A 20136-nucleotide genomic window follows, 5' to 3' on the forward strand; every position below is an offset into this window, starting at 1 on the left:
GTGGGGTGGCCGTGCCTTGGCGTTTTTGCGCACGCAATCTGCCTGCCACCCGTCGCAGGAAGAACCAGATGACTCCGCTGATTTCGCCGTCGATCCTTTCCGCAGACTTCGCCAGGCTCGGTGAAGAAGTGCGCGCCATCGACGCGGCCGGGGCCGACTGGATCCATGTCGACGTGATGGACGGCCACTTCGTGCCCAACATCACGATCGGCCCGATGGTGGTGAAGGCGCTGCGCCCGCACACGGCCAAGCCGTTCGACGTGCACCTGATGATCTCGCCTGTCGATGCCTACCTGCAGGCCTTTGCCAATGCCGGGGCGGACATCATCACCGTCCACCCCGAAGCAGGACCGCACATCCATCGCACCGTGCAGGCGATCAAGGGCCTGGGCAAGAAGGCGGGCGTCTCGCTCAATCCGGGAACGCCTGCGAAGATGCTGGATTACCTGATCGACGATGTCGACCTGGTCCTGATCATGAGCGTGAACCCCGGCTTTGGCGGGCAGAGCTTCATTTCAAGCCAGCTTCGCAAGATCGAAGCAGTGCGCAAGATGATCGACAAGTCGGGCCGGGACATTCACCTTGAGGTCGATGGCGGTGTGGACACGCGCACCATCCGCTCATGCGTCGATGCAGGCGCTGATGTGCTGGTTGCCGGAACGGCCTCGTTCAAGGGCGGGCCTTCGCAATATGCCGCGAACATCGCAGCGCTGAAGGCGCTGGGCGAGGGCGAAGGCTGAGATGGCGACCCGCGGCTTCCCCGACCTTGGAAGCCGCCCGGCGGACCGTCCGCCTGCTGCTGGCTCATCCGCCATCCCGCTCGATGCGACGAAGGAGGAACCGCTGGCCGAAACCCCGCCTGTCAGTGACGAGCCGACAGTCCGCTACGTTGCGCTGGACGACGACCGCCCCGATCCTTCGATCATCGAGCCGGGACGCGCACTGGCGCTGACCGATTTCGCGCCGCCTTCGCTGGGCGCGGGCGACAGGCTGGTGCGCTTTGCCTACGGGCTCGGGCTTCCGGCAAGCGCGGTCCATCCGTTCCGCAAGCGGGGCAAGACCCGGCTGACCGCCACCGTCACGCCGCCCCTGCCGGGCGATCCTGCTGCCGGCAAGGCGCTGCGGGCCGGACATTTCCTGGTCCACGGCTTCAAGTCTCCGATTGCCGACACCGCGTTCTCGGGGCCGCGCCTGCCGCCCGCGTTCGAGCGCATGGTTCACGGCTTCCGCTGGTTGCGCGATCTGGAATCGGGCGGCACGCGGGCACAGTGCGCGCAAGTGGCCGAGCGCATCCTTGCCACCTGGCTTGCCGCCAATCCCAAGCCTGACCCGACGCCTGCGTGGGACGTGGGCAATGTCGGGCACCGCTTGCTCAACTGGATGGTCCATGCACCGCTGGTGCTTTCGGGGCAGGACCGCGCGTTCCGTTCGAAAGTGCTGCACACCATCGAGGATACCGCGCGCTGGCTCGACCGGAGGGTCACCAAGGCGGATGACCGGCTTTCGGAAGTGGCGGGCTGGTGTGCGCTGGTGGCGGTGGGCCTGCTCATGGCCGATGGCAAGCCGCGCTGCCTCTATGGCGAAGCCGGGCTGGTGCGCGCGCTGGGTGAGCTGGTGGGGGATGATGGCGGGGTGCTGTCGCGCAGCCCGCTCTGCCAGATCGAGGCGATCGAGCTGCTGGTTTCCTTGCGCGCCTGCTACGAAGCGGTGCGATCCGAACCGCTGCCGCAGATTCAGACGATGCTGACGCTGCTGGTGCCGCCGCTGCTGGCGCTGCTCCACGGCGATGGTGCGCTGGGCAACTGGCAAGGCGCGGGCGCGGTTTCGGCGGAGCGGATCGAGCAGGTCGTACGCGCAAGCGGCGTCCGCACGCGGCCTTTGCGCGATGCGCGGCAGTGGGGATACCAGCGCGCGAGCGCGGGCAAGGCGGTGCTGCAGTTCGATGCAGGGCCCCCGCCGGTCGCCCGCCACACCCGTGATGGCTGCGCCTCCACGCTGGCCTTCGAATTCAGCCACGGGGCGGAGCGGCTGATCGTCAACTGCGGAGGCGCGGCCTTTGCGGGCGGGCTGATCCCGCTGCGGCTCGAACAGGGCCTGCGCGCAACGGCGGCGCATTCGACGCTGACCATCGACGACTTCAACTCGACCGCCGTGCTGATCAACGGGCGCCTCGGCTCGGGCGTGTCCGAAGTCGAGGTCGACCGGCGCACGCTCTCGGCAGAGGGCACCGGGCCGGGGGCAACACGGATCGAGGCGAGCCATAACGGCTATGTCGGGCGCTATGGCCTGGTCCACCGCCGCATCCTGATCCTGCGCGACGATGGCACCGAGCTTCGCGGCGAGGATCTGCTGGTGCCTGCCGGGCGCAAGGGCAAGCGCGGCATGATCGGGGTGGCGCTGCGCTTCCACCTCGGCCCGCATATCGAGCTGGCCGCAAGTGCCGATGGCAAGGGCGTCACGCTCTCTTTGCCCGATGGCAGCCTGTGGCAGTTCCGATCTGGCCGCGATGCGGTCGGAATCGAGGAAAGCCTCTGGGCAGACGGGCTCGGAAGGCCTATCGGCACGCGGCAATTGGTCGTGACGGCCAAGGTTCCCCGCAGCGGAGAGAGCTTCTCCTGGCTGCTGAAGAAGATGCGATAGATAGGAATTCCCACGTGAGCGAGGTTACGATCAAGCGGGCGCTGCTTTCGGTGTCCGACAAGTCCGGTCTTGTGGATCTTGGCAAGGCGCTGGCAGCGCGCGGCGTCGAGCTGCTTTCGACCGGCGGCACGGCCAAGGCGCTGCGCGATGCAGGGCTTACGGTGAAGGACGTGTCGGAGCACACCGGCTTCCCCGAAATGATGGACGGCCGCGTCAAGACGCTGCACCCCACGATCCATGGCGGGCTGCTGGCGGTGCGCGACAATCCCGAACATGCCGCCGCGATGGCCGAACACCAGATCGGCGCGATCGATCTGGTCGTGGTCAACCTCTATCCGTTCGAAGCGACTGTGGCCAAGGGTGCCGAGCGCGACGAGGTGATCGAGAACATCGACATCGGCGGGCCTTCGATGGTGCGCTCTGCCGCCAAGAACCACGATTACGTGACGATCCTGACCGACGCTGCGGACTACGCCACGTTCCTCGGCGAACTGGAGAAGACCGGCGGCGCGACGACGCTGGCGTTCCGCCGCAAGATGGCGGCCAAGGCCTATGCCGCGACGGCGGCCTATGACTCGGCGATCTCGCAGTGGTTCGCGACCGTGGATCAGGGCGAGCACTTCCCGCCCGTCCTCGCCGCCGCGCACACCCGCGTGACCACGCTGCGCTATGGCGAGAACCCGCATCAGGACGCGGCGCTCTATGTGCCGCGCAACCCCGCCGTGACCGGGCTGCCGCAGGCGACCCAGGTTCAGGGCAAGGAGCTGTCGTACAACAACTACAACGACGCCAATGCGGCGCTGGAACTGGTGGCAGAGTTCGCCGGCGCCAAGCCGACCGTCGTCATCGTCAAGCACGCCAATCCTTGCGGCGTCGCCACGGCGGACACGTTGCTCGATGCGTGGAAGGATGCGCTGGAATGCGATTCGGTCTCGGCATTCGGCGGGATCGTGGCGACCAACGTGCCGCTTGATGGCCCGACCGCGAACGCGATCTGCGAGATCTTCACCGAAGTCGTTGTTGCGCCGGGTGCCGATGATGCGGCGAAGGAGGCCTTCGCGCGCAAGAAGAACCTGCGCCTGCTGCTGATCGACAGCCTGCCCGACGCCAACCGCAAGGGTCTGGTCACCGTGCCGATCGCGGGCGGCTTGCTGGTGCAGGATCGCGACGCAGGCAAGATCGAAAAGGCCGACCTCAAGGTCGTGACCAGGCGCGCACCGACCGAGCAGGAGCTGGAAGACGCGCTGTTCGCCTGGACCGTGGCCAAGCACGTCAAGTCGAACGCCATCGTCTATGCCAAGGACGGAGTGACGGCAGGCATCGGCGCTGGCCAGATGAACCGCCGCGACAGCTCGCGCATTGCCGCCGCCAAGGCCAAGGAAGCGGCCGAGACGCACAACTTTACCGAAGTGCGCACGGTGGGCTCTGCCGTGGCTTCGGACGCGTTCTTCCCGTTCGCCGACGGCCTGATGGCCGCAGTGGAGGCGGGCGCGACTTGCGTGATCCAGCCGGGCGGCTCGATCCGTGACGAGGACGTGATCAAGGCGGCTGACGAAGCGGGACTTGCCATGGTCTTCACCGGCATGCGCCACTTCCGGCACTGAGGCACAGCAAGTGCTGCTTGCCCACCCCCAACCCCTCCCGCTTGCGGGAGGGGAGCGAGACTTGTCGAGCCGCAGGCGAGATTAGTCGCAGCGGGGTGGGCATCGCGCCAACGTTGCAGTCAGAAACATAGAAAAAGGGCCGGCCCCGCGGGGGACCGGCCCTTTTTTCCTGCCGTCCAGGCTAGCCGAAATTCAGCGATAGAAGATGTGGCTGTCCACGCGGGCCATGCGCGTCTTGGCCCAGCGGGGCGAGACGTGCGCGGCGTGGAAGAACATCGCGCCTTCGACCGGGCTCTTCCACAGGCCTTCATCGGCAATGCGGGCAATGCGGACGGCGGTCTGCCAGGCGCGGCTGTCGCGGTTGATCGCGGGCATCGCGTGCCCGCGAATGAACGAGAACTGCGAGGGCTGGTACACGACACCGCAGTACGACGAAGGGAAGCGGCCCGAATTGGCGCGCGCGACGATCACGCGGCCCACGGCCAGCTGGCCTGCAAGGGTTTCGCTCTTGGCCTCGAAATAGACGGCGCCTGCAAGGCACTCGAGCTCGTTCGAAAGCGTAGCGGGAATCTGGGTTTCCTCGACCAGCTCGACCAGCGAATCCGCATTGGCGGTATCGGCTTCGGCGGTGGTTTCCGGCGTTGCAGTGGCAACGGGCTGAACCACGGGCTGGGAGATGAAAGTTGCGGCGGAGGCAACCGGGGCATTGATGCCCTGTGCGGCGGCATGGGATCCGCCCGTGCTGAGAAGCGTTGTGATGAATGTCGCAGCGATGCTCAGCGATGCTGCGTACTTGAACTTGTTGCTCATACTGTATCGTCAATGGGCGGTGAGCTTCCATCCATGGCGCGACAAAGGCCGTGATCCGCAGAAAATCCGCATCGCGGCCGGATGTCGAAGGGCCATGTTGGTTACCCCCCGTCTGCGTGCCAGTGCGATTGGCTTCAATGCCGCCCGTCACCGCCTGCGCAAAAATCGGTAGCGCGCCTTTATTGTGCGCTGCGGCAAAGTCAACCCATGTTCAGGCTGGGGACAGGTTGTCCCGGACGAACCGTTCGCGATCCGCGACAGTCAGTTCAACTATCCACAAGTCGCGGTCCTGGGACTTGCGGCGTTCCAGATAGTCTTCAAATTCCTGTTTATTGTCAATTACTTGAGACTTGGAAATTCGCCATTTCCGGGTGCCGTCGATGTCCGGCATCCGTTCGTAGAGCGTACCAAGGTCCTGATTATCAAGGAAAACTATCAGGATGGTTCCGGCATCCCGTTCACCCTTCTGCAGGACCATGGCAAAGCCGCCGACAGCTTGCGCGGCGCGGACCAGACCATTGACTTCGATGTGGGCGGGAAGGCGCGTGTCCATCACTTTGACGGACTGGCGAGCGCTTCGCGCAGGCCGGCGTTGTAGCCGTCAAGGCTCGAAAGCGGGATGCGCGAGCGCTGGAACGTGCCGGTGCCGCGCCCCACTTCCTCGCCGTCCTCATCGATCAGTCGCGCTTCGGCGACGAGCACGCGGCGGCGGCCCGAGACCCAGCGACCTTCGGCGATAACGCGTCCGCCCTTGATCGGGCGACTGAAAAACAGGTTGAACGAAGTCGTCAGCAGGAAACGGTCGGTGACGAGGGTATTGGCCGCGTAGAAGGCGGCATCGTCGAGCATCTTGAAGTAGATCGTGCCATGCGCCGCGCCGGCAGCGTGGAAACAGGCCGGAGTCACGTCAAAATGGATGCGCGAAAGGCCTTCACCGACAATCTCGAGCCGCGATTCGAACAGCGTATTGACCGGGGCCGAAGCATAGAGACCTTCGAGCGCGCGCCAATGCAGGCTGGCGCTGTCCCCCGCTGGTTCAGGCGGCATCGCGATCGATGACGTTGACGAGCAACCCGTAGAGCGCCTCGGCATCGGGCGCGGAGACGAGGCGTTCGTGCATCCGCTCGTCCCGCATCAGCCGCGAGATGGCGGCCAGCGCCTGGAGGTGCGTTGCCCCTGCCTGCGAGGGCGAGAGCAGGCCGAATACGCAATCGACCGGCATGCCATCGGCAGCGGCAAATTCGACCGGATTTTGAAGGCGGAAGAAAGCCGCAACCGGACGCTCGAGCCCATCGATCCGGGCGTGGGGAATGGCAACGCCACGTCCGAAGCCGGTGCTGCCGAGCTTTTCGCGATCCTCGATCCCGTCAATAACCACGCCTTCGTCCAGCCCGTAGACCGACGCGAAGCAGCGCGCGAGATCGGTAAGGATCTGCTGCTTGGAATCCGCGCGCACCACGCGGACGGCCTGAGGATCAAGGGTGAAGATAACCGACATACGGATGACGTATCACATGAGTGCAAAGGCACGGTGAATTGGGGCGCGCAATGCTCCCGATTGGTTAGGAACGCAAGCGCAAAGCATTTGGAAACGCTTTGGCGAAGACCTGCGATAAACTTTCGTCATTGCGAGCAGGGAAAAGCGATCAGGCGCCTTTGCAAGGCCGCTCCGGATTGCTTCTCCCGCTTCGCGGGCTCGCAATGACGAAGGTAGAGTGTGAGGGTCCTTTACTTGGGCTCAACCCAGCCGATCGAGCCATCGCCGCGGCGATAGACCATGTTGTGGACGCCGGTGCCGGCGTTCTTGAACAGCAGGGCGTTGGTGTTGCGCAGATCGAGCATCATCACCGCATCCGAGACGCTTGCGGTAGGCACGTCGACGCGGGTTTCGGCAATGACCAGTGGTGCGTCGGCGGGTTCTTCCTCGCCAGCATCGTCATGCGCAAAGACGGTGTAGGCCGCTTCCTGCACGACGAAGTTGGCCTCGTCCGCCTTGCGGGCGTGATCGGCGCCTTCGTGGCGATCCTTGATGCGGCGGCGATAGCGGCGCAGCTGCTTTTCGATTTTCTCGGCCGACTGGTCGAGCGCGATGTGCGCGTCCTGCGCGATGGCGCTCCCTTTCAGGATCAGGCCTTGAGTCACATGCGTGACGATATCACATCGGAAGCCGCCGTGCGGGGCCTTGCCCATGGTCACGTGCGAGGAAAGCGCTCGGGAAAAGTGCTTGTCGACGATGGCGCCGAGGCGCTCTTCCGCATGGGTCTGCAAGGCAGCGCCGGTATCGACCTGGTGTCCCGAAACGCGAATATCCATAAGCCACTTCTCCTGTCATTCGGGCAAGCAGACCCGTTGCACTTTCGCCCTGCGGCGTCAGCGCGACCAGATCGGCTCACTGAAACCCGCCATGAATTCGGCATGGCGGGCCAGCTCCTCCGCGCTCGCGGCATGCGGGCGCGGGGAACGGGGTGTGCGGATCAGGCGCGAGGAGGCCAGCACGGTCTCCTGCGTCACGATGATATCGACGCTCGCGCTTGCGGCATCTGCCGCAAGCTCGAGGCCGATCTGCCTGCCGCCCATAAGCTCAACATAGAGCTGGGCGAGCAGTTCCGCGTCCAGTAGCGCCCCGTGCTTGGTGCGGTGGCTGCGGTCTATGCCGTAGCGCGTGCACAGGGCATCGAGGCTGAGCTTGGCGCCGGGGTGCTTGCGGCGGGCGATGGCCACCGTATCGACCATGCGGTCCCGGCTGACGGGCTCAAGCCCGCACATTTCCAGCTCGTTGTTGATGAAGCCGAAGTCGAAGCCCGCATTGTGCGCGACCATCGGCGAATCGGCGATGAAATCCAGCAGCTCGCCCGCCCTTTCGGCGAACTTGGGCTTGTCGGTCAGGAACGCGATGGACAGGCCGTGGACGGCCTCGGCCTCTGCCGGCATGTCGCGCTCGGGGTTGAAGTAGCAATGGTAAACCGCGCCCGTGGGCACCCGGTTGACCATTTCGACGCAACCGATCTCGACCAGCCGATCGCCACTTCTGGGATCAAGCCCGGTCGTCTCGGTATCGAAAACGATCTCACGCATTGAAGAATATGTGGACCCGCAAATGGGGGCTGGCAAGGGGCGCAACGGTTACCGACGCGGGTTTTTTTCCCGTATCGCCGCAACCAGCGCAGCCACCTGTCGTTCCGTCTCGGCCAGAGTGACGCCGGTGTCGATCACGTGATCTGCCCGCGCGCGCTTTTCGGCATCGGGCACCTGCAGCGAGAGGATGTGGGCGAACTTTTCCGCCGTCATGCCGGGGCGGGCGAGGACGCGTGTCCGCTGCACGCTGGCGGGCGCGGAGACAACCATGACCGCGTCGAGATCCTTGCCGTGGCCCTTCTCGTAAAGCAGCGGAATGTCGAACACGACGAGCGGTTCGCCCATGTGCTCGATCATGAAGGCCTCGCGCATCCGGGCGACGGCGGGGTGGACGATCTTTTCGAGGCGCTTGAGGGCTTCAGGATCGCCAAACACCTTGGCCCCGAGTTCCTGCCGCTTCACGCCTTCGGGGCCGGTGGTGCCGGGGAAGGCGGCTTCGATGGCAGGGAGCAGTTCGCCGCCGGGGCCTTGCAGGTGGTGGACCGCGGCGTCGGCATCGAACACCGGCACGCCCAGCTCGCGCAGCATCAGCGCGACGGCGGACTTGCCCATGCCGATCGAACCGGTGAGGCCGATGACATAGGGGCGGCTCATGCCAGTATCCTTGCGCGCAGCTCTGCGTCCGCCTGCCCGCGCGGCGGAGTGGCGCCGAAGAAGCGGCGGAAGGCGTGGTCGGCCTGACCGATCAGCATCGACAGGCCATCGACGGTACGAAAGCCTGCAGCCTTGGCGGCTTTCAGGAAATCGGTTTCCAGCGGGCTCGTGACGATATCGTAGAACACCGAGCCCGGCGGGGCGTGGGTCATGTCGAAGGCGAGCGGGGGTTGCCCGGTCATGCCGAGTGACGACGCGTTGACGATGAGGTCATAGCAACCTTCGCGGTCGTCGAAGGCGAAATCGGTGGCGTCGGCGAAGTGATCGAGCGGGGCGACGTGGTGCTCGCCATGCGGGTCGAGTTCATCGAGCAGCGCGCGCGCCTTGTCCACGTTGCGACCGGCGAGAACCACGATCATGTGCTCATCCGCCAGCGCTGCGATGATCGCGCGGGCAGCGCCCCCGGTGCCGAGCACGCGGGCCATGCGGAAATAGTGCGTTTTCGCCAGATCATCGCGCAGGGGTTCGAGGAAGCCGGGTGCGTCGGTGTTGTAGCCCACCAGCGCGCCGTCCTCGGGCACGATGGTGTTTACCGCACCGATGCGTTCGGCAAGCGGATCGAGCCGGTCGAGCAAGGGGATGACCGCCTGCTTGTGCGGCATCGTCACGTTGCAACCGCGCCAGTCGGAATCGGCGCGGCGCGATGCGAGGTAGTCGACCAGCCCCTCGCCCTTCACATGCGCGCGGTCGTAGCGGCCTTCCAGGCCCAGCTTTTCGAGCCAGAAGCCGTGGATCACCGGCGATTTGGACTGTGCGATCGGATCGCCGATCACTTCGGCATAAGGTACACTCAAGACGGCAGCTCTCCCTGGCCTCGCAAGGCGTCGAGCAGCGCCAATAGCGGCATTCCCAGCACGGTGAAGTGGCTGCCGTCGATCTGTTCGAACAGTTGGACGCCCAGCGCCTCGATCCGGAACACGCCGACGCAGCCCGAAACGGCAGGCCACTCCCTGTCGAGATAGCTCTGGATAAACTGGGGAGAAAGCTCGCGAACCTGCAGTTTTGCGGTCTCGCAGGTTTTCCACACCACCTTGCCATCGCGCATCAGAACGGCGGCGGAATGGAGGTGCATCTCCTTGCCGGAGAAGAATTCGAGATGTTCGGCAGCATTCTCGCGGCTTGTCGGCTTGTCGAACTGGCGGCCACAGACTTCGACCAGCGAATCCCCACCCAGGACGAGACGGCCTGGCAGACCCAGCGAAACCGCCAGTGCCTTGGCCTCGGCCAGCACGGTCGCGATCTGGCAGCCGGACACGCCGATCAGCTCGCGCTTGATCGCACCTTCATCGACATCGGACGAGCGCGCCTCGAACGGCACGCCTGCGGCTTCCAGCATCATCTTTCGCGAGTAGCTCTGGCTCGCGAGAACGAGTGTCATATCGGTTTTGCTCCATCGCCGCCGGCGCCAGCGGTGCGTTCGTTGTAGAGATTGATCACGGCGGCGGCCGTTTCCTCGATCGAGCGGCGCGAGACGTCGATCACCGGCCAGCCGTTGTCGGCAAACATGCGCCGCGCGTACTGGACTTCGCGCGTCACCTGATCGTTGTCGACATAGGCGGTCTCGGGCGCCTGGTTCAGCGAGAGCAGGCGGTTGCGGCGCACCGCGATCAGGCGTTCGGGGCTGGTGGTCAGGCCCACGACCAGCGGGCGGCGCAACGAGAACAGCATCGGCGGGGGCGGGCTTTCCACCACGATGGGGATGTTCGCCACCTTGTAGCCACGGTTGGCAAGATAGATCGAGGTCGGCGTCTTCGAGCTGCGCGAGACGCCCGCCAGCACGATGTCGGCCTCTTCCCAGTTCTCCCAGTTAACCCCGTCATCGTGCGCGATGGTGAACTGGATCGCGTCGACGCGGGCGAAATAGGCTTCGTCCATCATGTGCTGGCGACCGGGACGCCCCTTTGCCTGAACGCCCAGCTGCTGCTGCAGCGCGTCGGTCACGGTATCGAGCGCGGCGACGCTGGGCAGGCCAAGGGCGATGCAGCGCTGTTCGAGCCGTTCGCGGGTCTCGGCATTGACCAGGGTATAAAGCACGAGGCCGGGATTTGCGGCGATTTCACCCATGATACGATCGAGGTGCTGCATCGAGCGCACCATCGGCCAGAAATGGCGCACGACATCGGCCCCATCGAACTGCGCCAATGCCGCCTTGGCGATCATTTCCAGCGTCTCGCCGGTGGAATCCGACAGCAGGTGCAGGTGCAGGCGCTGCATTTGCGGGCTTTCTGGTGCGGGTGGACCCTCATGGGCATGACCCTGTGGACAGTGGCCTGATAAACCACGGGAGAGGACCGGGGACAAGTTTGGAGGCCAATTTCACACCCGATCCGAGTCCGCTTGCAGTCCAGTTGTGGACAAGTGGACAGGGTTTTCCCCAGCCTGTGGAGAGCGGTGAGAACTTCGCGTTGACTCATGGTCTGTCCAGAGTCGCGAACACCGAAAAGTGTGGAAGGTGACTCACAAATCGGGCAGACGAGTGCAATCCCCGGTTTCCACAGGGCCAACTAACACCATCAACCTGATTCTAAGAATCTAGTTTAAGTAGAATGGATCGACGCACGATGTCCGAAACCCCGGAAGCTGGCCCTCTCCTTCGGACTCTGCGCGGCGAGAACCTCGCACAACGCCCGATCTGGCTCATGCGCCAGGCTGGCCGCTACCTTCCCGAATATCGCGAGTTGCGCGCCGAGAAGGGCGGATTTCTCGCGCTGGTCTATGATACCGATGCCGCCGCCGAAGTGACCGTGCAGCCGATCCGCCGCTTCGGCTTCGATGGCGCGATCCTGTTTTCCGATATCCTGATCGTGCCCTATGCGATGGGGCAGGATCTCAAGTTTCTCGTCGGCGAAGGCCCAGACCTTTCGCCCCGCCTGCTCGACGTGGCGCTGGACAGCCTTGTGGCGGTGCCTGAGCGCCTGACGCCGATCTACGAGACGGTGGCCAAGGTGAAGGCGCAGATCAGCCCTGAGACGACACTGCTGGGCTTTGCAGGCTCTCCGTGGACGGTTGCGACCTACATGGTGGCAGGCGAAGGCAGCCGCGATCATCACGACACCCGCGCGCTGGCCTATCGCGATCCGGGCGCGTTCCAGGCGATCATCGATGCGATCAGCGCGGTGACCATCGAATACCTGTCGGGTCAGGTCGAAGCAGGCGCACAAGGCCTGCAGCTTTTCGATTCATGGGCAGGCAGCCTCTCGCCCGCACAGTTCGAACGCTGGGTCATCGCCCCCAATGCCAAGATCGCGGCCGAAATGCAGCGTCGCTATCCGCACGTTCCGGTCATCGGCTTCCCCAAGGGCGCGGGCGAAAAGCTTGCCGCCTATGCCCGCGAAACCGGCGTCAATGCGGTGGGCGTGGACGAGACCATCGACCCGCTGTGGGCCGCGCGCGAACTGCCTGCAGGGATGCCGGTGCAGGGCAATCTCGATCCGCTGCTGCTGCTTTCGGGCGGGCCGGAGCTGGAAACCCAGACGATCCGCGTGCTCGAAGCCTTCGCCGACCGCCCGCACGTGTTCAACCTCGGCCACGGCATCGGCCAGCATACCCCGATCGCCAACGTCGAAGCACTGCTGAAGGTCGTGCGGGGCTGGTCGCGGTAAGATTCCTCCCCGGCCTGTCCTGGCGAAGGCCGGGAAGGAGGGGGACCATCCGCAGGATGGTGGAGGGGCACCCGCAAGTTTTCAGGACATCTTGCAAACCACGGTTTCCGCGCCGAAATAGCCCACAGCAGGGGCGCATTGGCAGGCGGAAACGCACATCATGCAGCAGGTATTGGCGATGCTCTATCTCTGGCTCAAGGCGGGCCATGTCATCTTCGTGATCTTCTGGATGGCCGGCCTGTTCATGCTGCCGCGCTTCTTCGTCTATCACCAGGAAGCGCCGGAAGGTTCGCCCGAGAACGCGATCTGGATCGACCGCGAGCGCAAGCTGATGAAGATCATCATGTGGCCGGCGCTGGTGGTGGTCTGGGTGCTGGGCCTTGCGCTCGCCATGGACATCGGCGCGTTTGCCCAAGGCTGGTTCCACCTCAAGCTGGCGTTCGTGCTGGTGCTGACCGCCTACCAGTTCTGGCTGGCAAGCTATGCGCAGGCACTGGCGCAGGGCGTCCGCAAGCTTTCGGGCAAGAAGCTGCGCATGCTCAACGAGATCCCGGGCATGGCCGCCGCGGTGATCGTCATCATGGTGATCGTGAAGCCGTTCTGATTTTTGGTCTCACGCAAAGACGCAAAGGCGCAAAGAGGTAGCGATTGCCGCAGGCCGTTTGTGCCGATCAAAGTCTATTGCGAAGATTCAACAGGCTTCGCTCACGCGCAACATCTTCGCGCCTTTGCGTCTTTGCGAGAGAAATCCTTTTTCAGCCGCGCAAGGTCCGCAAGCCTTCGCCCATTGCAGTGCGCACCAGCGTCATCGGCGAACGCGGCAAGTGCTTCCATTGCGAGCCCCAGGCGTTGGCCCGGGCATCATGGGCTTGCGGGCGGGGGAATGTGCCCGAGTGGCGGGGCAGTCTGATCATTGCGATGGTCCTCTCGTTCCGTCTGGCCGGTTTCCGGCTCGATGGACGCAGGATACCACCCGAACGCCCCCATCGACAATTGACTATCGCCCGCCTGAGGCATATCTGCCGATGAACCGGAAGATAGATGCGCTGCCGCTGATGCAGCCGCCCTCTTGCTTTCTCCAAGCCCTTCAGAGGTTTCCGGCCATCTACCTAACCCTTTGGAAATTCAAGAAATGCACCTGAAGGAACTCAAGAAGAAGACCCCCGCCGAGCTGGTCCAGATGGCCGAAGAGCTCGAGGTCGAAGGCGCCAGCACCATGCGCCGCCAGGACCTGATGTTCGCGATCCTCAAGGAAATGGCTGAAGACGGCGAGGAAATCCTCGGCATCGGCACGATCGAAGTCCTGCCCGACGGCTTTGGCTTCCTGCGCAGCCCCGAAGCGAACTATCTGGCCGGCCCTGACGACATCTACGTCTCGCCCAACCAGGTCCGCAAATGGGGCCTGCGCACCGGCGATACGGTGGAAGGCGAAGTCCGCGCGCCCAAGGATGGCGAGCGCTATTTCGCGATCACCCGCCTGATCAAGGTGAACTTCGACGAACCGGAGGCCGTGCGCCACCGCGTCAACTTCGACAATCTCACTCCGCTCTACCCGAACGAGCGCCTGCGCCTCGACACGCTTGACCCCACGGTCAAGGACAAGTCGGCCCGTGTGATCGATCTGGTCAGCCCACAGGGCAAGGGTCAGCGCGCGCTGATCGTCGCCCCGCCGCGCACCGGCAAGACCGTGCTGCTGCAGAACATGGCCAAGGCGATCACCGACAACCATCCGGAAGTCTTCCTGATCGTCCTGCTGGTCGATGAACGCCCGGAAGAAGTCACCGACATGCAGCGCTCGGTGAAGGGCGAGGTCATCTCCTCGACCTTCGACGAGCCCGCCACGCGCCACGTCCAGGTTGCCGAAATGGTCATCGAGAAGGCCAAGCGCCTTGTCGAGCACAAGCGCGACGTGGTGATCCTGCTGGACTCGATCACGCGTCTGGGCCGTGCCTACAACACCGTTGTGCCAAGCTCGGGCAAGGTGCTGACCGGTGGTGTCGACGCCAACGCCCTGCAGCGCCCCAAGCGCTTCTTCGGCGCGGCGCGCAACATCGAGGAAGGCGGCTCGCTTTCCATCATCGCCACCGCGCTGATTGATACCGGCAGCCGCATGGACGAAGTGATTTTCGAAGAGTTCAAGGGCACCGGCAACTCGGAAATCGTGCTGGACCGCAAGGTTGCCGACAAGCGCATCTTCCCCGCGCTCGACGTTGGCAAGAGCGGCACCCGCAAGGAAGAGCTGCTCGTGCCGAAGGACCAGCTCTCGAAGATGTGGGTGCTGCGCCGCATCCTCATGCAGATGGGCACGATCGACGCGATGGAATTCCTGCTCGACAAGATCAAGGATTCCAAGACCAACGAAGACTTCTTCGCGACGATGAACCAGTAACAGGAAAGGCCCGGAGCGATCCGGGCCTTTTTGTTTGCTCCTTCGGGCAGGGGATAAAATTCCCCTCCTCGCTTGTTTCCGACGATCATGCCCGCCACATTCCCCTCCATGGCCCAGCGTCTTCCCGCCCAGCCTCGGAAAACCGGCCATACGGGCGTGGTCAAGGCGGTGCTCGGGCCGACCAACACCGGCAAGACCCATCTGGCCATAGAGCGGCTCTGCGCCCATTCCTCGGGCGCCATCGGCTTTCCGCTGCGGCTGCTCGCCCGCGAGGTCTATGACCGGGTCTGTGCGATCAAGGGGGCGGAAAACGTCGCCCTGATTACCGGCGAGGAGAAGATCGAACCCAAGGGTGCGCGCTGGCACCTGTGCACGGTCGAGGCCATGCCTTCGCGCCCCGATCTCGCTTTCGTCGCGCTGGACGAGGCGCAACTGTCCGCCGATCCCGAACGCGGCCATGTCTTCACCGACCGCCTGTTGCACACGCGCGGGCGCGAGGAGACGATGCTGCTTGGCTCCTCCACGTTGGAGCCGATGATCAAGGCGCTGGTGCCCGAGGCCGAAGTGGTCACCCGCCCGCGCTTTTCCACGCTGACCCATGTCGGCGCCAAGAAGCTCTCGCGCATCCCGCCGCGTAGCGCGATTGTCGCGTTCAGTGCCGAGCAGGTCTATGTCATGGCCGAAATGCTGCGGCGGTTCCGGGGCGGTGCGGCGGTGGTGATGGGCGCGCTCAGCCCGCAGACGCGCAATGCCCAGGTGGCGATGTATCAGGCCGGAGAGGTCGATTATCTCGTCGCCACCGATGCCGTTGGCATGGGGCTCAATCTCGATGTGCATCACGTCGCGTTCGCTGGCCTCTCCAAGTTCGACGGGCATCGCCAGCGCCGCCTGACGACGGCGGAAATGGCGCAGATTGCCGGGCGCGCCGGACGCCACCAGCGCGATGGCACCTTCGGCACGCTCGCCGGAATGGGCGGGACCAATCCGGAGTTCACCGACGAAGAAATCTACGCGATCGAAGAGCATCGCTTCCCGCCGCTGACCCGCCTGTTCTGGCGCGAGGCGGAACCGCGGTTTGACAGCATCGCGACGCTGATTGAGGACCTTGAGAGCCTGCCGCCGCGCCCGGAACTTGTGGTGCCGCCCCAGGCCATCGACCTTGCCGTGCTCAAGCGGCTTGCTGAAGAACCCGAGACAGCCTCCAGCGTTCGCGGCCAACGCGCCGTGCAGCGCTTCTGGGACGTATGCCGCCTGCCCGATTTCCGCTCGCAGGGGGAGGAGACGCACAGCCGCTTCGTCAGCCGGCTTTGGCAGGATCTGCGCCATGGCTATCTCGGCGCGGATTACGTGGCGCAGGCGATTGCGCAGCTCGACAACCCTTCGGGCGACATCGACACGCTGCAGGCCCGCATCTCCGCGATCCGTTCCTGGGCCTATATCGCGCAGCGGCCTGACTGGGTGCTGGCGAAGGAGGAGATGTCGGCCCGCTCCCGCGCGGTCGAGGCGCGGCTTTCGGATGCGCTCCACGCGCGCCTGACCGAACGCTTCGTCAACCGCCGCACCACCGTGCTGATGCGCAAGGCCGGGGCTGACGCGGGACTGCTGCCGGTCCGTCTGTCCGAGGAAGGCGCGCTGCTGGTGGATGACGAGCCCATCGGCCACATCGAAGGCTTCCGTTTCGTCGTCGATCCCCTCGCCCGCGCCGAGGATCGCAAGCTGCTGCTGGCAGCGGCCGAGCGGCATCTGCCCGGCCTGCTTTCGGCACGCGCGAGGGCACTGGTCGCCGCTGCGGCTGAACCCGGCGCCCTGGAGTTCGAGGACACCGCGCTCATTTGGCAGGACACCGTGGTCGCGCGGCTTGAGCGCGGTCGCACGATGCTCAGCCCACGCCTCAAGCCCGATCCCGCGCTCGACCGCCTCGCACCCGATGACAAGGCGGCGGTCGTCGCCGCGCTCGAAGCGTGGCTTGGCGCACAGCACAAGCGGCACCTGAACGCGCTGCTGGCGCTGGACGAGGCCAGTCGCGATCCGGCGTCTGGTCCGGAACTCAGGGCCCTGTTGCTTCACCTCGTCGAAGCAGGCGGGGTTCTTGTGCGCGAGGATTCGGGGCTGGACCGGCTTGACCCTGCGCAGCGGCATCGCCTGAAGAAGCTCGGCGTGCGGATCGGTTCGCTCGATCTGTTCCTGCCCAATGCCCTGCGCCCCGGCGCGATGCAGGCGTGGCATCGCCTTGCCCGCATCTGGGGAAAGCCTGCTCCCCTGCCTCCCGAAACGATGCAGCCGGTGGTCCACACGAAGATCGCGCCTGCCGGATACCGCCGCCTCGGCAACGAAGCCCTGCGGGTCGATCTCGCAGAGAAGCTGCTCCACCACGCCCACGCCACACGGATGGGCACCAAGGCGCGGCGCGTGTTCCTTGATCCCGCCATCGCGCGATCGATGAATCTTTCGACCGCCGCTTATGCCGCGCTGCTGCGCGCCGGGGGCTTTCGCGTCCACATGGGCCGTGCCTTGCCCGAAAAGGCATTCGGTCCGCCGCAGCCGCCGCTGTGGGATTGGCGCCCCACTCGCAATGTGTCGCAAGTCGATGCACCGATGCCGCCCCGTCCTGTCAGTGGCGCTTTCGCCGCGCTGGCCGAACTGGTCGCACGATAGAACGGGGAGAAACGCTGCTTGCGGATCGACAAGTTCCTCTGGTTCACCCGTTTCACAGGCAGCCGGAGCCTGGCGCAAGGCTGGGTCGAGGACGGCCACATCCGCCTCAACGGCCGTCGGATCGAACGTTGCAGCGCCGATGTCAGGCTGGGCGACGTGCTGGTGCTGCCGATGCGCACAAGGGTCATGGTGGTCGAGGTTCTGGCGCTTCCACACCGGCGTGGACCTGCCCCTGAGGCACAGGCCTGTTATCGGGTGCTTGACGGGCCGGGTGCAACGCCTCTAGCACGGCCTCAAACAGATACCTGAGGGATCAATTCGCCATGACCTATGTCGTCACCGACGCCTGTATCCGCTGCAAGTTCATGGACTGCGTCGAAGTCTGCCCCGTGGATTGCTTCTACGAAGGCGAGAACATGCTGGTGATCAACCCCAGCGAGTGCATCGACTGCGGCGTGTGCGAACCGGAATGCCCGGCCGAGGCGATTCTGCCCGACACCGAATCTGGCCTCGAGCAGTGGCTCGAACTCAATGCCAAGTTCTCGGCGGAATGGCCGAACATCACCGCCAAGAAGGATGCTCCGGCCGACGCCGACGAGCACAAGGGCGAAGAAGGCAAGTTCGACAAGTACTTCTCGGCAGAGCCCGGCGAAGGCGACTGATTCCAGCGCTTTGGGAGCGTTTGCGCGGCGAACGCTCCTTACGCTCTGCCTGTCCGACCCACAGCTGAGAGGGTCCTGCTACCCCCTGTTGCTTCCACATCGGAGGCAGCAAACGATTTCTGCTGCGCTGCAGTGCGTTCAGGGGTGGTAATTTTGTTGCCGAGATGTTATATGGGCCGCCAAGCGCCGGTGGGCTTTGTCCTGTCCGGCGTCTTTTCACCACGAAAACGGCAGGACGAAAAAAGCAATCGGATCGCAAGCCTTGCATGACCGTCGATCCGGCGGGCCCATGCCCTTTTCCCCCAAAAGGCTTCGCACTGTCCATTGCCGGTCCTGCCCGCGTCGAAAGGATTACCAATGGCAGGTAAGGCTCTCGCCTTCGATGTTGGGGACTACGTCGTTTATCCGAAGCATGGTGTCGGCCGGGTGGTCGAACTTCAGGACGAAGAAATTGCTGGCATGAAGCTGCAGCTCTATGTGCTGCGCTTCGAAAAGGAGCGCATGACGCTGCGCGTTCCGGTGAACAAGGTCGAAGCCATCGGCATGCGCAAGCTGTCCTCGGACAAGACGCTGCGCGAAGCGCTCGATACGCTCAAGGGCAAGCCCAAGGTCAAGCGCACGATGTGGTCGCGCCGCGCCCAGGAATACGAAGCGAAGATCAATTCGGGTGACCTCGTGTCGATCGCCGAGGTGACGCGCGACCTGTTCCGTGCCGACGATCAGCCCGAGCAGTCCTATTCGGAACGTCAGATCTTCGAAGCCGCCTCCTCGCGCCTCGCGCGCGAACTGGCCGCGATGGAAAAGACCGACGAGCCTGCCGCACTCAAGAAGATCCTCGAGATACTCAACGAACACGCGCCGAAGTACTACGAAACGGCCTGATCCGTTTCCGCCGCACTGGCGCTGCAACGAGGCCTCCGGGAAACCGGGGGCCTTTTTCGTATGTCCGCCGGAGGCTTTGAAAGATTGAGGAGGGTTTCTCGCAGAGACGCAGAGGAGAAGAAGACCGCAAAGACAAAGAGCTGAAATCCTCTTTGCGTTCTCTTTTCCCTCTGCGTCTCTGCGAGAAACCCCATCTTCCTGCCTGCGGCGCAAAAGCGGTTTCCCCAGACGACCAACCCCCGCTACCACTCCACGAACGACTTGGCCCTGATCGTATCACCGTGTTATATCGGCAATACAGTTAGGAGTGACTTCGTGATGCTCAAGAATTTCGTTCGTGCCTTGGCAGGCGTTGCAGTCATGGGTCTCGCCACCGCGCTCGCCGGGTGTGACGGGGCGAATATCTCGTTCAATGGCAAGAAGGGCGTGCCTCTGTCCGAGCTCGACTTGAACGGCCCTGCCCCCACCACCATTGCCCTGCTTGGCCCTGACAACGTCCGCGTGACGCGCGGCGACAAGCTGGCGATCACCGTCGACGGCGAAGGGGCCGACAAGCTGCGCTTTGCGCTCTCCGAGGGCCAGCTTGGCATTACCCGTGATGACTGGAAGCTTGGGCAATCGACCCAGGCTGCCACAGTCAACGTCACCTTGCCGATGCTGAGCGAGGTCATGCTTGCCGGTTCCGGCAACCTCACCACCGATCAGATGGGCGGCAACGAAGCCAAGATCACGGTTGCCGGTTCGGGCGTGGTCGATGCGCGCGCGATCGACGCGCAGAAGCTCGGGATCGACGTGGTCGGTTCGGGCAAGCTGAAGGCCGCAGGCAAGGCCAGGGAACTCAAGATGACCATTGCCGGCAGCGGCGATGCCGAGATGGACGGGCTCAACGTCGACGAGGTCAAGGTCGACGTCGCCGGATCGGGCAATGCCCGCTTTGCCTCCAATGGCCACGTCAATGCCAACATCATGGGCTCGGGTGAAGTGCGCGTGTTCGGCCGCGCGACCTGCAAGGTCAGCGCAATGGGCTCGGGCAAGCTGGTTTGCGAAAACGGCGTGACGCCGCAAAGCGATGCCAGCGAACCTGCTGAAGAACAGTAAGCCGA

The 20136-nt window shown here is 64.3% G+C and carries 23 protein-coding genes; 12 read left to right on the forward strand and 11 right to left on the reverse strand.

Annotation, left to right across the window (positions count from 1 at the left end; genetic code table 11):
- The first annotated feature begins 68 nt into the window (after positions 1 to 68).
- The 3 genes from rpe to purH are packed head-to-tail and all read left to right on the forward strand — an operon-like array spanning position 69 to position 4244.
- Complete coding sequence (gene rpe / locus ACZ1JW_RS06445; protein ID WP_465142379.1) at positions 69 to 740, forward strand: ribulose-phosphate 3-epimerase; 672 nt, start codon at positions 69 to 71, stop codon at positions 738 to 740.
- Position 741: 1 nt separating this feature from the next.
- Complete coding sequence (locus ACZ1JW_RS06450) at positions 742 to 2640, forward strand: heparinase II/III family protein (protein ID WP_465142380.1); 1899 nt, start codon at positions 742 to 744, stop codon at positions 2638 to 2640.
- 14 nt (positions 2641 to 2654) lie between these two features.
- The gene (gene purH / locus ACZ1JW_RS06455; RefSeq protein WP_465142381.1) at positions 2655 to 4244 is read left to right on the forward strand and encodes a bifunctional phosphoribosylaminoimidazolecarboxamide formyltransferase/IMP cyclohydrolase; all 1590 of its coding nucleotides are present in this window, start codon (positions 2655 to 2657) and stop codon (positions 4242 to 4244) included.
- A gap of 192 nt (positions 4245 to 4436) precedes the next feature.
- Here purH and ACZ1JW_RS06460 read toward each other — a convergent pair whose 3' ends face one another.
- A complete protein-coding gene (locus tag ACZ1JW_RS06460; RefSeq protein ID WP_465142382.1) occupies positions 4437 to 4910 on the reverse strand; it encodes a cell wall hydrolase in 474 nt (157 codons plus the stop codon).
- Positions 4911 to 4920: 10 nt separating this feature from the next.
- On the opposite strand from ACZ1JW_RS06460, the gene ACZ1JW_RS06465 reads away from it, so the two are divergent.
- Positions 4921 to 5226, forward strand: coding sequence for a hypothetical protein (locus ACZ1JW_RS06465; RefSeq protein ID WP_465142383.1), 306 nt, complete (start codon positions 4921 to 4923; stop codon positions 5224 to 5226).
- A 39-nt stretch (positions 5227 to 5265) separates the two neighbouring features.
- Here ACZ1JW_RS06465 and ACZ1JW_RS06470 read toward each other — a convergent pair whose 3' ends face one another.
- The 9 genes from ACZ1JW_RS06470 to ACZ1JW_RS06510 all read right to left on the reverse strand — a co-directional run bounded on the left by ACZ1JW_RS06470 (position 5266) and on the right by ACZ1JW_RS06510 (position 11057).
- Complete coding sequence (locus tag ACZ1JW_RS06470; protein ID WP_465142384.1) at positions 5266 to 5607, reverse strand: DUF1491 family protein; 342 nt, start codon at positions 5605 to 5607, stop codon at positions 5266 to 5268.
- Entirely contained in the window at positions 5607 to 6101 is a 495-nt protein-coding gene (locus ACZ1JW_RS06475; protein WP_465124328.1) for a PaaI family thioesterase, read from the reverse strand. The genes ACZ1JW_RS06470 and ACZ1JW_RS06475 overlap by 1 nt, the downstream gene beginning before the upstream one ends.
- Positions 6091 to 6552: a PTS sugar transporter subunit IIA gene (locus ACZ1JW_RS06480; protein ID WP_465124327.1), complete on the reverse strand. Its 462-nt coding sequence runs from the start codon at positions 6550 to 6552 to the stop codon at positions 6091 to 6093. Before ACZ1JW_RS06480 ends, ACZ1JW_RS06475 begins: the two co-directional genes overlap by 11 nt.
- Positions 6553 to 6782: 230 nt before the next feature.
- Positions 6783 to 7367: a ribosome hibernation-promoting factor, HPF/YfiA family gene (gene hpf, locus ACZ1JW_RS06485; RefSeq protein WP_465142385.1), complete on the reverse strand. Its 585-nt coding sequence runs from the start codon at positions 7365 to 7367 to the stop codon at positions 6783 to 6785.
- A 57-nt stretch (positions 7368 to 7424) separates the two neighbouring features.
- On the reverse strand, positions 7425 to 8129 hold the full coding sequence (gene dnaQ, locus ACZ1JW_RS06490) for a DNA polymerase III subunit epsilon (RefSeq protein WP_465142386.1): 705 nt from the start codon (positions 8127 to 8129) through the stop codon (positions 7425 to 7427).
- 48 nt (positions 8130 to 8177) lie between these two features.
- A complete protein-coding gene (gene coaE / locus ACZ1JW_RS06495; RefSeq protein ID WP_465142387.1) occupies positions 8178 to 8783 on the reverse strand; it encodes a dephospho-CoA kinase in 606 nt (201 codons plus the stop codon).
- Entirely contained in the window at positions 8780 to 9637 is an 858-nt protein-coding gene (aroE, locus tag ACZ1JW_RS06500) for a shikimate dehydrogenase (protein ID WP_465142388.1), read from the reverse strand. Before aroE ends, coaE begins: the two co-directional genes overlap by 4 nt.
- Positions 9634 to 10221 (reverse strand): nucleoside triphosphate pyrophosphatase, encoded by a 588-nt coding sequence (locus ACZ1JW_RS06505; RefSeq protein WP_465124322.1) that lies wholly within the window; start codon positions 10219 to 10221, stop codon positions 9634 to 9636. The genes aroE and ACZ1JW_RS06505 overlap by 4 nt, the downstream gene beginning before the upstream one ends.
- The gene (locus ACZ1JW_RS06510; protein ID WP_465124321.1) at positions 10218 to 11057 is read right to left on the reverse strand and encodes a pyruvate, water dikinase regulatory protein; all 840 of its coding nucleotides are present in this window, start codon (positions 11055 to 11057) and stop codon (positions 10218 to 10220) included. The genes ACZ1JW_RS06505 and ACZ1JW_RS06510 overlap by 4 nt, the downstream gene beginning before the upstream one ends.
- Before the next feature lie 347 nt (positions 11058 to 11404).
- Between ACZ1JW_RS06510 and hemE the strand changes: the two genes are divergently transcribed.
- On the forward strand, positions 11405 to 12445 hold the full coding sequence (gene hemE, locus ACZ1JW_RS06515) for a uroporphyrinogen decarboxylase (protein ID WP_465142389.1): 1041 nt from the start codon (positions 11405 to 11407) through the stop codon (positions 12443 to 12445).
- A gap of 160 nt (positions 12446 to 12605) precedes the next feature.
- Positions 12606 to 13049 carry a CopD family protein gene (locus ACZ1JW_RS06520; protein ID WP_465142390.1) on the forward strand — a complete coding sequence of 148 codons (444 nt, stop codon included), beginning with the start codon at positions 12606 to 12608 and terminating at the stop codon, positions 13047 to 13049.
- A 151-nt stretch (positions 13050 to 13200) separates the two neighbouring features.
- Here the strand turns inward: ACZ1JW_RS06520 and ACZ1JW_RS06525 are convergent, their stop codons facing one another.
- Positions 13201 to 13359 (reverse strand): hypothetical protein, encoded by a 159-nt coding sequence (locus ACZ1JW_RS06525; RefSeq protein WP_465142391.1) that lies wholly within the window; start codon positions 13357 to 13359, stop codon positions 13201 to 13203.
- A 218-nt stretch (positions 13360 to 13577) separates the two neighbouring features.
- On the opposite strand from ACZ1JW_RS06525, the gene rho reads away from it, so the two are divergent.
- From rho to ACZ1JW_RS06555, 6 genes are all read left to right on the forward strand, one after another.
- Positions 13578 to 14834 carry a transcription termination factor Rho gene (gene rho, locus ACZ1JW_RS06530; RefSeq protein ID WP_144904554.1) on the forward strand — a complete coding sequence of 419 codons (1257 nt, stop codon included), beginning with the start codon at positions 13578 to 13580 and terminating at the stop codon, positions 14832 to 14834.
- Between the two features lie 108 nt (positions 14835 to 14942).
- Positions 14943 to 17489 (forward strand): helicase-related protein, encoded by a 2547-nt coding sequence (locus tag ACZ1JW_RS06535; protein ID WP_465142392.1) that lies wholly within the window; start codon positions 14943 to 14945, stop codon positions 17487 to 17489.
- Between the two features lie 18 nt (positions 17490 to 17507).
- Positions 17508 to 17798: an RNA-binding S4 domain-containing protein gene (locus ACZ1JW_RS06540; RefSeq protein ID WP_465142393.1), complete on the forward strand. Its 291-nt coding sequence runs from the start codon at positions 17508 to 17510 to the stop codon at positions 17796 to 17798.
- Between the two features lie 14 nt (positions 17799 to 17812).
- Complete coding sequence (gene fdxA, locus ACZ1JW_RS06545) at positions 17813 to 18151, forward strand: ferredoxin FdxA (RefSeq protein WP_133721237.1); 339 nt, start codon at positions 17813 to 17815, stop codon at positions 18149 to 18151.
- A gap of 357 nt (positions 18152 to 18508) precedes the next feature.
- On the forward strand, positions 18509 to 19033 hold the full coding sequence (locus ACZ1JW_RS06550) for a CarD family transcriptional regulator (RefSeq protein ID WP_144904546.1): 525 nt from the start codon (positions 18509 to 18511) through the stop codon (positions 19031 to 19033).
- A 318-nt stretch (positions 19034 to 19351) separates the two neighbouring features.
- Positions 19352 to 20131 carry a head GIN domain-containing protein gene (locus tag ACZ1JW_RS06555; RefSeq protein ID WP_465126433.1) on the forward strand — a complete coding sequence of 260 codons (780 nt, stop codon included), beginning with the start codon at positions 19352 to 19354 and terminating at the stop codon, positions 20129 to 20131.
- Positions 20132 to 20136: the final 5 nt, after the last annotated feature.

This window comes from Novosphingobium sp. BL-A-28-Hi1-0D, from assembly GCF_055521755.1.

Bases quoted from the DNA above. Each gene is read 5' to 3' on its own strand.
- rpe (WP_465142379.1), top strand. From the start codon at position 69: ATGACTCCGCTGATTTCGCCGTCGATCCTTTCCGCAGACTTCGCCAGG.
- ACZ1JW_RS06450 (WP_465142380.1), top strand. From the start codon at position 742: ATGGCGACCCGCGGCTTCCCCGACCTTGGAAGCCGCCCGGCGGACCGT.
- ACZ1JW_RS06465 (WP_465142383.1), top strand. From the start codon at position 4,921: ATGAAAGTTGCGGCGGAGGCAACCGGGGCATTGATGCCCTGTGCGGCG.
- ACZ1JW_RS06470 (WP_465142384.1), bottom strand. From the start codon at position 5,607: ATGGACACGCGCCTTCCCGCCCACATCGAAGTCAATGGTCTGGTCCGC.
- ACZ1JW_RS06475 (WP_465124328.1), bottom strand. From the start codon at position 6,101: ATGCCGCCTGAACCAGCGGGGGACAGCGCCAGCCTGCATTGGCGCGCG.
- ACZ1JW_RS06480 (WP_465124327.1), bottom strand. From the start codon at position 6,552: ATGTCGGTTATCTTCACCCTTGATCCTCAGGCCGTCCGCGTGGTGCGC.
- hpf (WP_465142385.1), bottom strand. From the start codon at position 7,367: ATGGATATTCGCGTTTCGGGACACCAGGTCGATACCGGCGCTGCCTTG.
- dnaQ (WP_465142386.1), bottom strand. From the start codon at position 8,129: ATGCGTGAGATCGTTTTCGATACCGAGACGACCGGGCTTGATCCCAGA.
- coaE (WP_465142387.1), bottom strand. From the start codon at position 8,783: ATGAGCCGCCCCTATGTCATCGGCCTCACCGGTTCGATCGGCATGGGC.
- ACZ1JW_RS06505 (WP_465124322.1), bottom strand. From the start codon at position 10,221: ATGACACTCGTTCTCGCGAGCCAGAGCTACTCGCGAAAGATGATGCTG.
- ACZ1JW_RS06510 (WP_465124321.1), bottom strand. From the start codon at position 11,057: ATGCAGCGCCTGCACCTGCACCTGCTGTCGGATTCCACCGGCGAGACG.
- hemE (WP_465142389.1), top strand. From the start codon at position 11,405: ATGTCCGAAACCCCGGAAGCTGGCCCTCTCCTTCGGACTCTGCGCGGC.
- ACZ1JW_RS06520 (WP_465142390.1), top strand. From the start codon at position 12,606: ATGCAGCAGGTATTGGCGATGCTCTATCTCTGGCTCAAGGCGGGCCAT.
- ACZ1JW_RS06525 (WP_465142391.1), bottom strand. From the start codon at position 13,359: ATGATCAGACTGCCCCGCCACTCGGGCACATTCCCCCGCCCGCAAGCC.
- rho (WP_144904554.1), top strand. From the start codon at position 13,578: ATGCACCTGAAGGAACTCAAGAAGAAGACCCCCGCCGAGCTGGTCCAG.
- ACZ1JW_RS06535 (WP_465142392.1), top strand. From the start codon at position 14,943: ATGGCCCAGCGTCTTCCCGCCCAGCCTCGGAAAACCGGCCATACGGGC.
- fdxA (WP_133721237.1), top strand. From the start codon at position 17,813: ATGACCTATGTCGTCACCGACGCCTGTATCCGCTGCAAGTTCATGGAC.
- ACZ1JW_RS06550 (WP_144904546.1), top strand. From the start codon at position 18,509: ATGGCAGGTAAGGCTCTCGCCTTCGATGTTGGGGACTACGTCGTTTAT.
- ACZ1JW_RS06555 (WP_465126433.1), top strand. From the start codon at position 19,352: ATGCTCAAGAATTTCGTTCGTGCCTTGGCAGGCGTTGCAGTCATGGGT.